Source organism: Halogeometricum pallidum JCM 14848 (assembly GCF_000337095.1).
Classification (GTDB): domain Archaea; phylum Halobacteriota; class Halobacteria; order Halobacteriales; family Haloferacaceae; genus Halogeometricum; species Halogeometricum pallidum.
In genome coordinates this window covers 218,490-232,876 of sequence record NZ_AOIV01000011.1, presented here as the reverse complement: position 1 = coordinate 232,876, position 14,387 = coordinate 218,490, and the positions used below count along the sequence as shown (strand labels likewise).

Here is a 14,387-nt window from a genome sequence, read left to right as displayed (position 1 = left end):
GTACTATCCCGATTCGGCACGTAGTGAGTTCCCATGGGTAAGTTAGATATCCGCGACCTCCGGAAGGAGTTCTCGGACAGCGACAACGTCATCGTCGCGGTGGACGACCTCAATATCGACGTCAAAGACGGCGAGTTCATCGTGTTCGTCGGCCCGTCCGGGTGCGGGAAGTCGACCACGCTGCGCTGTATCGCCGGCCTCGAACTGCCGACGAGCGGCACTATCCTACTCAACGACGACGACATCACGAACCAGAGCGCGACCAATCGGGACATGGCGATGGTGTTCCAGAACTACGCGCTGTATCCCCACATGACGGCGCGGGAGAACATGTCGTTCGGCCTCCGGATGGGGACCGACCTCCCGAAGGACGAGATAAACGAGCGGGTGCAGGACACGGCCGAGATGATGGGCATCGAGGAGCTATTGGAGAAGCACCCCGGCGAACTCTCCGGTGGGCAGCAACAGCGCGTCGCCCTCGGTCGGTCCATCGTCCGCGAGCCCGAGGTGTTCCTGATGGACGAACCGCTCTCGAATCTCGACGCGAAGCTCCGGACGACGATGCGGACCGAACTACAGGAGCTCCAGCAGCGCCTCGGCGTCACGACCATCTACGTCACTCACGACCAGACGGAGGCGATGACGATGGGCGACCGGGTCGCCATCCTGAACGACGGGAGACTCCAGCAGATAGGGACGCCGCTCGAGTGCTACCACGAGCCGGCAAACGAGTTCGTCGCGGGGTTCATCGGCTCTCCCTCGATGAACTTCATCGACGTCTCGATGCGGAGCGACACGGAAGAACTCGTCCACGACCGGTTCACGTACCCGCTGAGCCCGGAGACGCAGTCGCTGATAGCGGACGCCGGCGCGAGCGACCGACTCACCCTCGGCATCCGACCGGAGGATATCGGCGTCGTCGTCGAGGAGACGGCGTCGTCGTTCCCGGTGACGGTGCAGGTGGTGGAACCGCTCGGCGAGGTGAGCTACGTCTACTTCAACCTCGGCGACGGCACGACCTACACCGTGAGCGTCGACGGGGACGTGCTCATCGAGGAGGGAACGACCGTTCACATCGAATTCCCCGAGGACAAAATCCACCTCTTCGACGGCAAGACGGGGACTGCCATCAAGAACCGGACCGCGCCGAAGGAGATGGCGCTGGACCAACAGAGCGTCTGAGACCCGACGCGAGCCGCCGCGAGTCGTGGACGGAGTCGCGGAAACTGGGAGACTGTTATGATTTTTGATGATATACAAAAATATTATGTACTCTGAAATAGGTCATGTGAACGTATGACTAGAGTCAATAGGCGGACGCTCCTCGGAGCGGTTGGATCGGCCGGTATCGCCGGTCTCGCAGGGTGCAGTAGCGGATCCGGCGGCGGGGACTCCACGGAAGGGAGCAGTTCGGGAGGCGACTCGACGCAAAGCGACGGATCCAGCAACTCGTCGAGCGACCTCCCGGATTCGATGACGAACTGGGCGTGGAACGACCCCTCGCTCCAACCGGTCCGCGAGCAACAGGCGGCCGAGTTCAAGAAGATGACGGGGACGTCCATCAACTGGCAGACGTTCCCGTTCGAGAACTTCACGGCTAAGTTCACCTCCGCGCTCCAGGGCGGTAACGCGCCCGACGCGACCGCCCTGTCCGTGCTATGGGTGCCGCGCTACGCGTCGCAGGAGGTCATCCTCGACCTCGAAAAGGAGGGGTTCAACGCCGACGACTACGTCGCCGGCGCGAAGCGCAACGCGATGTCGAACGGGTCGCTGTACAGCATCCCGTGGTACGCCGACTGCCGGGCGCTCGCAATCAACAAGACGATGTTCAAAGACGCCGGGTTGGAGGTGCCCGACCCGATGAAGCGCCCCTCCTGGGAGGAATGGAAGTCGTGGGTCACCACGCTGGCGAAGGAGCACGACGCGGGGTACGGGATGCCGGCCGGAGAGGGATTCGACGGCTTCGTGCTCTCGAACGGCGGCGGCTACATCAACGACGACGGCACGAAGGCCATCATCAACAACAAGGCTGCGCTCGAAGCGGCCGAATTCCTCCAACCGCTGGCGATGGACGGGAAGATACAGACGTTCACCGGCGGCGGCGCGACGACGGCGGGCGCGCAGTTCGAATCGAAGAACATCCCGATGTACTACGCCGGGTCCTGGGACTACGGCCGGATGGAGGACTCCGGCATCGACTGGCAGTACGTTCCCCACCCGAGCGGACCGCAGATCGACACCAGCCACACGTGGAGCGCAGGGGTGTACTACACCGCCCCGGCCCGGGGCGGGGCCAACAAAGAGGCCGGTCTCCGGTTCCTCGAATACATCGCGTCGGAGGAGACGCAGAAGAAAGTAGTCGACGCCGTCGGCGGCTTCCCCGGACTCAAAGCGGCGTACGAGACCGACTACTTCAACAACTACATCGAGGAGCACCCGAAGCTCAAGACGATCGAGCAGGAGATGGAGAACACCATCGCCTTCCCGGACCACCCGGAGGTCAGCACGATGTGGTCCGCAGTCCACACCTCGGCGCAGGCACTCTGGACGGGGACCGAGCCGCAGAAGGCGCTCGACGACGCCGCGAAGGAAATAAAGAGTGTCCTCTAACCCGCTCGAACCATCATGAGCACGCAATCAGTGCGGGAGATTCCGAAGCAATTGTCAGAATGGCTGACAAATGCCGGCCTCGTAGACGCGCAGACGAACCCGGCGTGGTACTTCATCGTCGTCCCGAAGGTGCTGCTGTTCGGACTCATCATGATCGTTCCGTTCCTCGGGGCGTTCTACGTGAGCTTGCACGAGTGGGCGCCGCTCGCACAGACGCATCCGTTCATCGGACTCGATAACTACGTGCAGTTGCTCCACGACAAGGTGTTCTGGAAGTCGCTGCAGAACACCGTCTTCTACGCCGCGATGCTGTTGCTGTTCGACGTGCCTATCGCGCTCGGATTAGCGCTGCTGCTCAACATGAAGCTCAGAGGAACGCGGTTCTACTCGGCAGCCATCTTCCTGCCGGTCGTTACCTCGTGGGTCGTCGTCTCGCTCATCTGGACGTGGATATACAGCCCGACGAACGGCATTCTGAACATCTCTCTCGCGTCGCTCGGCCTCCCGACGTTCGATTGGCTCGGGAACCGCGCCCTCGCGATGCCCGCCGTCACCGCGATGAGCATCTGGAAACACATCGGGTTCAACATGGTCATCTTTCTCGCCGGCCTCGGCGGAATACCGGACCACTACTACGAGGCCGCCATCATCGACGGCGCGAACCGCTGGCAGCGCTTCCGGTACATCACCCTGCCGCTCCTCAAACCGACGGCGTTCTTCGTCATCATCGTCACGATGATATTCTCGTTCCGCGTGTACACGCAGGTGTACGTCATGACGAACGGCGGCCCGGTGCACGCGACGTACACGCTGATGTACTACTTCTGGGAGCAGGGCTTCGGGCGGTTCAACTACGGCTACGCCAGCGCGATGGCGGTCGTACTCCTGGTGATCGTGTTCGGATTGAGCATCCTGCAGCAGCGCACGTGGGGGACCGACGTTGAGTACTGACCTCGACCTCAGCGGCGAGGATCGGACGGGGACGGGCCGCGCGACCGGCACCGGTCAGTACGTCGTCAAGGCACTCGCCCACGGTATCTTGATCGTCGCGAGCGCACTCGCCATCATCCCGTTCGCGTACGCCTTGTTGACGTCGCTGAAGCCCGAAGAGAAGATATTCAGTACGATGGCGCAGATCATCCCGGCCGAGCCGACGGTGATGAACTACGTCAACATCTGGATGCAGAACCCGCTCGACCGGTGGATATTCAACAGCCTGCTCCTCTCCGCGGGCGTGGTCTTCTTCACGCTCCTCTTGGACAGTCTCGCAGGGTACGCCCTTGCGAAGGGCGACTTCAAGGGACAGCGGTTCGTCTACCTCCTCGTCGTCGGGACGCTCATCGTGCCGCCGCAGGCCATCGTCGTCCCACTGTACATCGAGATGTCGCAGTTCAAGCTCGTCAACACCTACTGGGCGGTGATGTTCCTCTACATCGCCAACCCGTTCGGGGTGTTCATGATGCGGCAGTTCTTCCTCTCGGTGCCGGACTCCTACCTGGAGGCGGCACGGATGGACGGCTGTAGCACCCTGCAGATATACACCCGCATCATGCTTCCCATGGCGAAGCCGGCGCTCTCTTCGCTGGCCGTGTTCACCTTCACGTTCATCTGGGGGGCGTTCCTCTGGCCGCTCATCATTCTCTCGGACAGCGCCATGTATCCCTTACAGGTCGGTCTCGCCGGCCTCACCGGTCAGTACAGCTCGCAGTGGGGACAGCTGATGGCCGCGGCCATCATCGCCGCGCTTCCGGTCATCACCGCCTACCTGCTCGCGCAGAAGACGTTCATGGAGGGCATCGCCCTCACGGGGTCGAAGGGATGATATCTCCTGCCACCCTGGCGATCGTCCCGCTCAAAATCGGTACCGCGGGACTCAACGAGCCGGTCTGGACCGGCGTTATCGTCTTCGGCTTCGTCACCCTCGCCATCGGCTACCTCGCGTTCGTGAGGCGGGAGTTCGGCGCGGGAATCGTCCTGAAATTGGGGACGGTTCTACTGTTCCTCCTGACGCTGCTGTCGTACTTCTGGCCGAGTCGCCCCTGGCCACACTGACCGCGACGGGCGTTTCCTTCGCTTTCACGGGGTATTTTATCTCCCTCCCCCTTATCCGACTGGCATGAACGCACGATGGTGGTACGGCGTCGCGGCGACGTCGCTCGTCTGGGCCCTCTATCTCCTTTTAGGTCGGTCGACCGACCTCGTCGCACTGCTGTCGACATCCGAAGTCGGCCTCGGTCTCCGCGGACTCCTGTTCGTCCTCTGGTTCCTGCTCCCGATATTCGTCGCCCTCGACTGGCGTCGCATCCGGGACGACGTTCCGTGGAACCCCGCCATCGGTCCGTGGCTGCTCGTCTCGGTCATCTGGCTCGCCAACGCCGCCGCGGGGGCCGCCTACTGTCTCCGCCGCGAGAGCGCGCTCCGGAACACGGTCCCGTCCGGGCAGTGGGTGTACGGGGTCGTCGGGGGACTCGCCTTCTGGGCGAGTCTCGTCCTCGTCAACCTCGTTTCGGGGGTGATTTCGACCGGCGCGGTCGGCACGGTCCTCTCGGGACCGCTAGTCCTCGTTGCGCTCGTCGGTTGTCCAGCGTCGTTCTACCTCGACGCCGAGCACGTGCGCGGACACACCCACTGGAATCCGTCGCTGCGGTTCTGGCTCGTCGGTCTCGCCGTCCCCGTCGTGAACGTCGTTGTCGGTGCGGTCTATCTCGTCCGCCGACGCACCGAGTTCGAGGAGACCAACGACCCGGACGCCGTCGAACTCCTCGGCGTCGACGCCGAGCCGATTCCGCCGGTCCCCTCGCCGTGGTACCGCCGCATCGCGCTCGCGAGCGCCGTCTACTTCCTCCTGTTCGTCGTCCTCGGCGGTACGCCCGGACTCCTCGCCATCGGGTTAGGGCGGGTAGCCGCGTTCCTGTGGCTGCCGTTCGGTATCGCCCTCCTCCCGATGATCTACTTCGACCTCGCCGCCCTCGCCGACTACGGGTTCGAGTGGGGGCCGACGCGGTACCTCTACCTGACCGCGGTCCTGCTCCCGCCCGTCGCGTTCGCCTACCTCCTCCGCCGGTCGACGATGGGTCGACGCGCGCTCGGTCTGTAGCTCCTCGGCGCTCGTTCGGTCACTCGGTCGGCCGACCGGTCGTCGAGAGACTACCGTCAGGGGACGATTCATGAGGACTCCTCGCATAGGTGTCCTCATGAAGGTCGCAGTCGGCGCGATGAGCCACGAGACGAACACGTTCGCGGCGGGAACGACAGACATCGATGCGTTCGCCACCGCCGTCGGCGACGGGGTACTGGAGACTGACCACGTCGGGCGGTCCATCGGCGGTATCGTCGAGGCGTTAGACGACGCGGGCGTCGAGGTGTACCCGACCGCTGGCGCCAGCGCGCTTCCCGGCCCCGCGGTCGAACCCGAGACGTACCAGTGGCTGAGAGAGGAGCTGCTGGACCGCCTGGCGGGCGAATCCGTCGACGGCGTCTGCCTCGACTTGCACGGTTCGATGTTCGTCGCGGATGAACCCGACCCGGAGGGCGACTTGCTCGCCGCGGTCCGCGACGCCGTCGGCCCGGACACGCCGATGACCGCCGCCTTGGACATGCACGCGACGGTGACCGAGCGGATGGTCGAATCGCTCGACGGCGTCGCGGGCTACCGCACCGCGCCGCACACCGACGTCGCCGAGACGGGCGTTCGCGCCGCGACCCTGCTTCTCGACGCCCTCAACGGCGACGCTTCGCTTACCCTGGGGTGGGAACCGCTTCCGATGCTCCTCGCGGGCGAACAGTCCGAGACCGAGGCCGAACCGATGCGAACGCTCGTCGAGTCGCTGGAGAACGCCGACGAGCGAGACGGGGTGTACGACGCGAACTACTTCCTCGGGTTCCCGTGGGCCGACTCGCCGCACGCGGGGTGCCACGCTCTCGTTACCGGCGACGCCGGGGCGCGATCCGTCGTCGAGGGAACGGCGGCCGAACTCGCCGATGCGTTCTGGGACCGCCGCGCGGAGTTCGGCTTCACGACGGAGGCGTACGACCCCGAGGGGGCGTTGGAGGCGGCCGCCGCGACGGACGGCCGGCCCGTCGTCGTCGCCGACACGGGCGACATCCCCGGCGCGGGCGCCGGCGAGAACACGACGAACCTGCTGTCGGCGATGCTGGCCCGCGAGGACCTCGGGAGACCGTTCGTCGCCGTCGTCGCCGACGCCGAGAGCTACGAGACGTGCCGCGAGGCGGGCGAGGGGACGGAGGTAAACCTCTCCTTGGGCCAGGAGTACCCCGGCGGAACGCCGCTGGAAGTCGCCGGCGTCCCCGTTCGGTTTCTCGACGCCGACGGCGCACGGACGGTCCTCGTATCGCTGGACGGCGCGGACGTCGTCGTCGCGGACCGGCGGACGAACGCCCATCGGGATCCCGAGTTCGTCCGGCGACTGGGCGTCGACCCGACGGAACGAGCCGTAATCGCGGTGAAGAGCGGCTACCTCAGCCCGGCGTGGAAAGGCGTCGCCGCGCGTCGACTGTTCGCGCTGACACCCGGCGAGACGAACCAGCGACTCGCGGACCTGCCGTACGAGCACGTGCCGCGGCCGACCTATCCGCTAGACGAGGACGCGGAGTGGTCCCCCCGGACGGCGCGGCGAGAGTGACGCCGGCGAGTCAGTCGTCCGCCGGTAGTAACGGTCCGGTTCCGAGCGACCCGTCGACCAGTCCGGTCACCGCGACGACGACCAGACCGACGGCGGCGACGTACTGGTACATCGACTGGACGCCGACGAGGTCCAACAGACGACCCGAGGCGAGTTCGCCCAGCGCGGCCCCGGCGGCGAAGCCGAATCCGGTGAGGAACGTCTGCGCCGTCGATCCGAGCGAGACGGGAGCAAGTTCGGCCGCGAGATTCACCGCCGCGAGCATGAACGCGGCGTATCCAACGCCGAGGAACAGTTGCGCGCCAACGACGAACGCCGGCGGGGGCGCGGTAGCGTAGAACGCGAACGTGAGGACGTGACACCCCGCCCCGACGACGAGCAGGCGGCGGTACGTCGTCGCGAAGCGCGCGGCGTAGAGGAAGACGACGGCCTCGCCGGCCGTCTTCGCGGCGACGGAGAGGCCGGTTACCGCGTCGGTTCCCCCGAGGCTCCGCACGAGAACGGAGAGGTATGCGCTCCCCGCCGGGAACATCGCGCCCATGAGAAAGGCAGCGACCACCAACGCGGCGAAGTTCCGATTCCGCACGAGCGAGACTGCGCGGAGACCGACGCTCTCCGTCGGCGGGCGGTTCTCAACGGGGATACGCAGGAGGATCGCAGCGAGAACGGCCATCCCGACGCCGAAGCCGTAGAAGACGACGACGGTGCCGACGCGGGAACTGGCGAGGCCGAGTCCGAGGGCGGCGACGCCGAACGCGATGCTCCCGTAGGCGCGGACGGTCCCGTACGGCACACCCGTCGAGAGCACCATCGCGTTGGCGACGGGCTTGACCGGCGCGCGGAACGCGGCGAACGCGACGGAGACGAGAGCGAGGAGGGGAAACACCGACGCGGCACGCGGATAGATCGCTCCGAGCGCACCCGAAGCGACGACGCTGGCGAGCAGAATCGTCTTCTGTGCGCCGTATCGGTCACCGAGCAGTCCCCACGCGGGAAGCGCAAGAATGCCCGCCGTGCGGAGCAGGAATCCGATGGTCCCCATCTCGGCGCCGGTCATGCCGAGGTCCTCGAAGTATGCGTTGCGGAACACGACGAACCCGCTCCAGGCGGCGAAGTAGAGGAAGTAGAACGCCTTGAAGTAGCTCCCTTCGTCCATCCCGCGCAGCGCCTCGCGGACGGTCACGGCGTGTCGAACTCGATGACCGTCTTTATCGCGTCGTCGCTCGCCTCGAAGGCCGATTCGGCCTCGTCGGGCGCGTAGACGCCGGTGACGAACGCGTCGAGGAACCAGTCGGGGAGTTCGGCGAGTCGGTCCCTCGCGGCCTCGTACTGCCCGACGTTGGAGTTGACGCTGCCGAACAGCGCCTTGTTCTCCAAGACGAGTTCGCGGTGGAGTCGTCCACCGTCCACCTCGAACGCCCAGTCGTTCGGGATGCCGAGGAGGGCGCCGACGCCGTTCGGCGCGAGGGCGTCGACGGTCTGGAAGGCGTGCTTGGCGTAGCCCGTCGCCTCGTAGACGAAATCCATCGGCTCGAACGCCTCGGCCACCCCGTCAACGGGCGTCTCGCGGGAGTCGACGTAGGTACTGCCGAGTCGCTCGATGATGTCGATGGAGGGGTCGGGCCTGTCCCGCCGGCCGAGACAGTAGTTCCGTTCGAACGGCGAGGAGTCCGTCTCCAGCATGGCGAGCGTGAGCAACCCGAGCGGTCCGTTGCCGAGGACGAGAGCGCTCTCGGGCGTCCACTCGAACGCGGACCGGGCGGCGAACGCGTGCTCGAACGCCTTCTCGGAGTTCGAGATCGGTTCGACGAGAAACCCGTGTTCCGCGTACGAATCGGGAACGGGGACGAGAAACTCGGGCGGACTCACGAAGAACTCCGACATGTAACCGTGCGCGCCGACGATTCCACGTTCGACGTAGGCGCCGTCGGGGGCCATATCCGGTTCGCCGCGCTCGAAGTATTCGTTACTCTCCGTCTCAGTGGACGGACGGCGGACCGTCGGCACGACGAGCTGTCCCGATTCCAAACCGGTGCCGTTCGGATCTTCGACGGCCGCGACGGCCTCGTGACCGAGAATCTGATAGTCGTCTCCCACCGGGTAGCCCCCGTGGTTGCCGCGAACGACCTCGTGATCGGTGCCGTCGATGCCGACGCGGAGTGTTCGGAGGAGGGCCTCTCCCGCATCGGGGTCCGGTTCAGAAACATCGAGAAGCGTCGGTCGGGAACTCCCTCGTTCGACAGCGATAGCCTTCATCGTACAGTCCCTCCGAGCGATACGCTGTGGTTGGACCTATCTGACAGTCGGAGAACCGCGTCGTCACTACGAGGCATACGTCACGGTTTTCATCGGAGCTAATAAGCACTCCGACGAGAGCGTAGATGCGTCCGTAGAACCGGTTCTATGTACCCGGTCAAAGCCTACAGATAGATATCAAGAGGAGAGATATCTCGTGGTTGAATAGTGGATTACGCTCGTTTGAACGTTGTAATGGTGTTTCGAAGCTAGTTCGCTTCTATTTGAACCAAAATATGCCTCCAAAGGCGCTTCGAGGGCTCGTTTAATCTTGTTTGTCGTAGAGTGGTTGTGTATGCCGGGTTGATATCTTTACAATGACACGGCAGGATATGCCACGTTTCAATCCAAGCGTTCACAGGACACCATTTCAGTCGTGGTTGTTGCACGACTCCGGATGTCTGTTCTGACAGAGACTCCCTCACCGACAACAACGGCCCATCCCTCAGTCCGGATCGCTACATCGCAGTGAACTCCTCGCCGGAGTCGGGAAGGTACTCGATGATGCTTTGGTGGGCACCGAATTCGCTGATGATCGTCTGTAGCGCGTCGACGACCGTCGCGATATCGCGGTTGAGTTCGTGTTCACGGTACGTTCCACCGTCCTGACCACGGTGCTCCATGTACGAGAGCGTTAGATTGAGAATCTCGAAATCAGAGAGGAAACTGCGCATCCGCCGAGCGGTACGCGGATCCCGACCTTGAAACTCGCAGAGTTCTTTGTAGCGCTGGTAGACGATTCGTGACCGAGCCGGTGTCGCATTCTCTGCAGCGAGCGTGGTCAGCGCGTAGAGTGTGAGTTGCTCGTGTTCGGTGAGGTCGCGCATGATGTCCATGCTCTGCTGCGCCTCGAGTTTCTCCTGGGCACGTTCGACGTGGTCGGTCGTAACCGAATTCGCGTTTTCCGTACGTGCGAGATCGCCAGCCTTCCGAAGGAGCGTAATCGCTCGTCGGGCGTCACCACCATCCTGGCGACCGAGGGCCGCACACAGCGGGATCACGCCCGCTTCGAGCGCCCTCTGGTGAAACGCGATCTCTGCCCGCTGTTCGAGGACTTTTTGAAGCTCTTCCGTGCCGTACGGCGGGAACGAAATCTCGGTCTCACACAGAGACGATTGAACCTTCGCGTCGAGTTGTTCTCGGAACGTCGAATCGTTGCTGATTCCGATGAGGCCGAGTTGAATGTTGTCGATGTATCCGTTGTTGTCTGCACGAGAGATCTGGTAGAGGAACGTGTCGTCCGTAATATGGTCGATCTCGTCGAGAACGATGATCACGGTCCCAGAGAGCTTGTTGAGTTCGTCCCAGAGCAGACGATAGACTTTGGATTGGGGATGGCCGGTTTCGGCGATGTGGTGTTCGGGTTCTCGAAGATTGTTCACCAGGCTAATCGCGGCCTGGTAGCTCGTGCTGAGACCGTCGCAGTTGAGCGAGATGACAGAGAGGTCGACCTCGAAATGTTCCGCCGATTCTAGAAGTTCGTTCAGCAGGAAGTTCGTCACGGCGGTCTTTCCGACGCCGGTTTTCCCGTAGATGAAGATGTTGTCGGGGTATTCGCCGTTGATGATCGGCTGTAGGGCCGCTTCGTACTCCTCGATTTCGTTGTCCCGCCCGACGATGTCGTCTGGTACATACTCGACTTTGAGCGTATTCCGACGTTTGTACAGCGTATCGTCGGGCTGGAATCGGGGAGTCATATTGTGCTCGACTGATTCAGGCTGGAATGATAACTGTTTCGACCACCGTTTCCGCTATTTCCAGTATAACCACTGTAGGGTGTGATTTCCACTAATTGATATCGACCCCACCGCTTCCAGTCTAATCGGTGAGCGTCGAGAGAGGTATCGCAAAGACATCCCATAATCCAACTCTCGATGAACAACTTCACCCCACTATTTCCAGTAAAGCCATCAGATCACGAATGATCGAACCACCCCATCGTTTCCAGTAATTCGCGGTGACTCCAGGTGGTTGGTTCCGAAAGAACGAACCATGGGGTTCCAGTATTTCCAGTAAACGGTTCTTTATATACACTATAGACACCATCGTTTCCAGTATACTCGGCTTGAATACGAACCGACAGACGGCGGAGGGGGTCGGTTACTGAGAACGGTGGGACACCCCCTCCCCACTATTTCCAGTAAAGCACCACGAAAGAGACCCACCTCGTGAGCGAGAACTCTAAATTTGGGGAAAGTTTATATCAATAGCGTTCGAGCTAGTCCGCAGGAGAGCTAGAGAACGGTTGCGGTTGGGGTTGGTTCTAGTGAAAGAAAATAACGAGAGAGTTCGGGAGACCTTCGTCGCTAGTTTTACTGGAAATGGTGGGGGGAGAGTGGATGGGTGTAGCCGCCGGTTCTCGTCATGTAACCGTATTAGTGGAAATAGTGGGGTCTGACATCCGTCAGACATTCCCGATCGGTTACCTGGCGTGAAGCGAGATTCCGTTCACCCGTTGTTAATTTCCTATCGTGAGTAGAACAACTTTCACTCGGGACGACGAACTGCCGAGACCAGTATCGCCAGCCACCACACCACCATTTCCAGTAAAAGCGCCGTCTTTCAGCCCCGACTGAAGACCGAGACCAAATCAAAGTCGAGATACGTTCGCGCGCGAGAGATCCTCCTCAATACGAAAGAACGAATGGAGACGGGGTATCGCGTCGTCTACGATACCGTCGACAGCATCTGAGTCACACGAGCGTTCTCGGGCGGGCTATACAGCGGAAATGTGCGCTTGGCTCACCCACCGTCGGTGACAGATTCACAGGCACGGAGAACGGTTTCCGGGGAATCCGCGAGATAGATGGAGCGGTACGTCCCTTTCCCCTTCCCAGCACCCTTGCGCCGCTGGTCGAGCACGTCGAGGTCTTCGAGTTCGTCGAGCAAGTCGCGCACACGTCGCCACGAAAGCGTATTCGTATCCTCGTACTGAGTGATTTGCTCGTACTTGGAGTAAACGTCGTGTGACTTCACGTCCTCGCCCGGGTCGGCATCGTCGGTAGTGAGTGCGACCGACTGCATCACGTATTGGGACTGCACCGGTTGCGTCTGCATCATCTTGACGAGTTTGTCCTCCTCTGCTTTGTCGAGGGCGCGTTCGACGTGGGAGGTGGTCAGTACGTCCGCACCTTCACGTTCGGCTATCTCACCAGTCTTCCGGAGAATATCGATAGCCTGACGCGCGTCACCGTACTCCTGTGCGGCGAACTTGGCGGCGGTCGCGAAAATATCGTCAAGTGCCCGTGCGTCACTGGGGAGTACGTCAGGATTGAACGCATCGCGGCGGGCCTTGAGTATGTTGAACAGTTCGTTGATGTTGTAAGGTGGGAACACCAGTTCGTTCTGGGTGAGGCTCGACCGCACCTCTGAGGTCAGTCGATTCTCGAAGCGAGCCTTGTTGCTGATGCCGACGACTCCAAGGTGACAATCAGAGAGTTTCTCGGATTCTCCGGCCCGTGAGAGCGTTCCCAGTGTCTCGTTCGGGGAATCTAGCTTGTCGATTTCGTCGAGGATGATGACGCCCACGTCGTAGAACTGGTCAAAGGCGTTCCAGAGTCGGTCGTAGAGGCGTGACCGTGAAACCCCTCCCGAAGGGAAGGTGATGTCAGTCTCATCGGGGTCGTTGACGAGTTCGCCCGCCCGGACGACGACCTGCGTCTCCGAAGAGTTCTGCATACAGTCTACGTAAGCAACTCCGATGCTGACGCCGTTGGCAGCGCCCCGCTCAACGAGTTGTCGCCCGAGGAACTTCGCGCACATCGACTTCCCGACGCCGGGTTTGCCGAAGATGAACACGTTGTTCGGTTTTTGACCCTCGATAGCCGATCCAAGTTCGCTCGCCAATTCAGATAGCTGGTCGCCTCGACCGATGATTCGGTCATCGGATTCTGGAACTGTCTCGATTCGGAGGAGATCTTTGTTTGAGAAGATAGATCCGACCGAGTCGAAGTAGTTCGTGCCCCCACTCATACACCCGGCGTGATTCCGGCCCAGCATAAAGGTTCGCAAGCGAGTTTCCGATGAAAAAGCCTATAAACAACGCAATTAGGCCATCTCAGGGGGTTATACAGCGGAAATGCACGCAGATGCGAGCGCACGTTTCCGCTGTAGTGGTCGAGAGTCAGCGCGTGTTTCCGCTGTAAACGTCGTAAAGACGAACTCGACAACCTATCTCGAAGCTAGTACTAGCTCAGAAAGATTTATTATTATAGTGTTTAAACAACCCCTCAAGTTAAAGGACGATCTAATATGATTGATCCATACTGCGTCTTGCACTAGCTAGCGCTCACGCTATACAGCGGAAACCCGCGCATAGCCTCTTGACCAACGACCGGGTCCGAAGCAGTTCGTCCATACAGCGGAAACGCGCGCTCGGTGGCAACCTTCTCGCGCTCAAAGACGTGAGACTCCGATGAACGCCTCCCTGAGTGTCACGGTTTTGTAGTCAACGAGACCGTTGATGGTGGCTCGATGGCCCGAACAACTTCAACGGCCGCTGGAACCACGATGAGATTCGCTTCTTCGCGGATTACGTCGACGATGCCGGGTATATCTACGATGACAGCGGAGTCCACGGAGGGCTGGACGAGGACGCCTCGTATGTCCTGATGGGCGATATGAACGCTGGACCGAAGACCGATCGTCCACTCGATCCGGCGACGACGTACTTCATCGAAAACGAGGATTTCAACACGCGGAGACTGCCCACGAGCCCCGGTGGAGCACGGCTCGGGAACCCCGAAGCGACGGCCGTTTTCGGCGATGGATCACAGGTTGATTGGGTGTTCCCTCACCGGACTTCTCGTTACGCTCGTCGTCGGTAGTCTGGCCGAACCC

At 61.8% G+C, this 14,387-nt stretch carries 11 protein-coding genes; 7 read left to right on the top strand and 4 right to left on the bottom strand.

Features of this window, described 5'->3' with window-relative positions; all coding sequences use genetic code 11:
• Positions 1 to 33: 33 nt before the first annotated feature.
• From C474_RS07225 to C474_RS07195, 7 genes are all read left to right on the top strand, one after another.
• Positions 34 to 1,182 carry an ABC transporter ATP-binding protein gene (locus C474_RS07225; RefSeq protein ID WP_008385377.1) on the top strand — a complete coding sequence of 383 codons (1,149 nt, stop codon included), beginning with the start codon at positions 34 to 36 and terminating at the stop codon, positions 1,180 to 1,182.
• Positions 1,183 to 1,296: 114 nt separating this feature from the next.
• Positions 1,297 to 2,610 carry an extracellular solute-binding protein gene (locus C474_RS07220; protein ID WP_049916795.1) on the top strand — a complete coding sequence of 438 codons (1,314 nt, stop codon included), beginning with the start codon at positions 1,297 to 1,299 and terminating at the stop codon, positions 2,608 to 2,610.
• Positions 2,611 to 2,625: 15 nt separating this feature from the next.
• Entirely contained in the window at positions 2,626 to 3,561 is a 936-nt protein-coding gene (locus tag C474_RS07215) for a carbohydrate ABC transporter permease (protein WP_049916794.1), read from the top strand.
• Positions 3,551 to 4,432 carry a carbohydrate ABC transporter permease gene (locus tag C474_RS07210; protein ID WP_008385370.1) on the top strand — a complete coding sequence of 294 codons (882 nt, stop codon included), beginning with the start codon at positions 3,551 to 3,553 and terminating at the stop codon, positions 4,430 to 4,432. Before C474_RS07215 ends, C474_RS07210 begins: the two co-directional genes overlap by 11 nt.
• A complete protein-coding gene (locus C474_RS07205; RefSeq protein ID WP_008385368.1) occupies positions 4,429 to 4,662 on the top strand; it encodes a hypothetical protein in 234 nt (77 codons plus the stop codon). The genes C474_RS07210 and C474_RS07205 overlap by 4 nt, the downstream gene beginning before the upstream one ends.
• 64 nt (positions 4,663 to 4,726) lie before the next feature.
• Positions 4,727 to 5,707 carry a hypothetical protein gene (locus C474_RS07200; RefSeq protein WP_008385367.1) on the top strand — a complete coding sequence of 327 codons (981 nt, stop codon included), beginning with the start codon at positions 4,727 to 4,729 and terminating at the stop codon, positions 5,705 to 5,707.
• Positions 5,708 to 5,804: 97 nt separating this feature from the next.
• Complete coding sequence (locus C474_RS07195; protein ID WP_008385366.1) at positions 5,805 to 7,253, top strand: M81 family metallopeptidase; 1,449 nt, start codon at positions 5,805 to 5,807, stop codon at positions 7,251 to 7,253.
• Positions 7,254 to 7,263: 10 nt separating this feature from the next.
• Here the strand turns inward: C474_RS07195 and C474_RS07190 are convergent, their stop codons facing one another.
• The 4 genes from C474_RS07190 to C474_RS07175 all read right to left on the bottom strand — a co-directional run bounded on the left by C474_RS07190 (position 7,264) and on the right by C474_RS07175 (position 13,520).
• A complete protein-coding gene (locus tag C474_RS07190) occupies positions 7,264 to 8,436 on the bottom strand; it encodes an MFS transporter (protein WP_008385363.1) in 1,173 nt (390 codons plus the stop codon).
• Positions 8,433 to 9,509 (bottom strand): glucose 1-dehydrogenase, encoded by a 1,077-nt coding sequence (locus tag C474_RS07185; RefSeq protein WP_008385361.1) that lies wholly within the window; start codon positions 9,507 to 9,509, stop codon positions 8,433 to 8,435. Before C474_RS07185 ends, C474_RS07190 begins: the two co-directional genes overlap by 4 nt.
• A gap of 497 nt (positions 9,510 to 10,006) precedes the next feature.
• Positions 10,007 to 11,245 carry an orc1/cdc6 family replication initiation protein gene (locus C474_RS07180; protein ID WP_008385359.1) on the bottom strand — a complete coding sequence of 413 codons (1,239 nt, stop codon included), beginning with the start codon at positions 11,243 to 11,245 and terminating at the stop codon, positions 10,007 to 10,009.
• A 1,045-nt stretch (positions 11,246 to 12,290) separates the two neighbouring features.
• A complete protein-coding gene (locus tag C474_RS07175) occupies positions 12,291 to 13,520 on the bottom strand; it encodes a Cdc6/Cdc18 family protein (protein WP_152421616.1) in 1,230 nt (409 codons plus the stop codon).
• Positions 13,521 to 14,387: the final 867 nt, after the last annotated feature.

What these genes read in the sequence shown, in the direction of transcription:
- C474_RS07195 (WP_008385366.1), top strand. Translation starts at nt 5,805, where the DNA reads ATGAAGGTCGCAGTCGGCGCGATGAGCCACGAGACGAACACGTTCGCG.
- C474_RS07205 (WP_008385368.1), top strand. Translation starts at nt 4,429, where the DNA reads ATGATATCTCCTGCCACCCTGGCGATCGTCCCGCTCAAAATCGGTACC.
- C474_RS07175 (WP_152421616.1), bottom strand. Translation starts at nt 13,520, where the DNA reads ATGAGTGGGGGCACGAACTACTTCGACTCGGTCGGATCTATCTTCTCA.
- C474_RS07185 (WP_008385361.1), bottom strand. Translation starts at nt 9,509, where the DNA reads ATGAAGGCTATCGCTGTCGAACGAGGGAGTTCCCGACCGACGCTTCTC.
- C474_RS07200 (WP_008385367.1), top strand. Translation starts at nt 4,727, where the DNA reads ATGAACGCACGATGGTGGTACGGCGTCGCGGCGACGTCGCTCGTCTGG.
- C474_RS07225 (WP_008385377.1), top strand. Translation starts at nt 34, where the DNA reads ATGGGTAAGTTAGATATCCGCGACCTCCGGAAGGAGTTCTCGGACAGC.
- C474_RS07220 (WP_049916795.1), top strand. Translation starts at nt 1,297, where the DNA reads ATGACTAGAGTCAATAGGCGGACGCTCCTCGGAGCGGTTGGATCGGCC.
- C474_RS07215 (WP_049916794.1), top strand. Translation starts at nt 2,626, where the DNA reads ATGAGCACGCAATCAGTGCGGGAGATTCCGAAGCAATTGTCAGAATGG.
- C474_RS07180 (WP_008385359.1), bottom strand. Translation starts at nt 11,245, where the DNA reads ATGACTCCCCGATTCCAGCCCGACGATACGCTGTACAAACGTCGGAAT.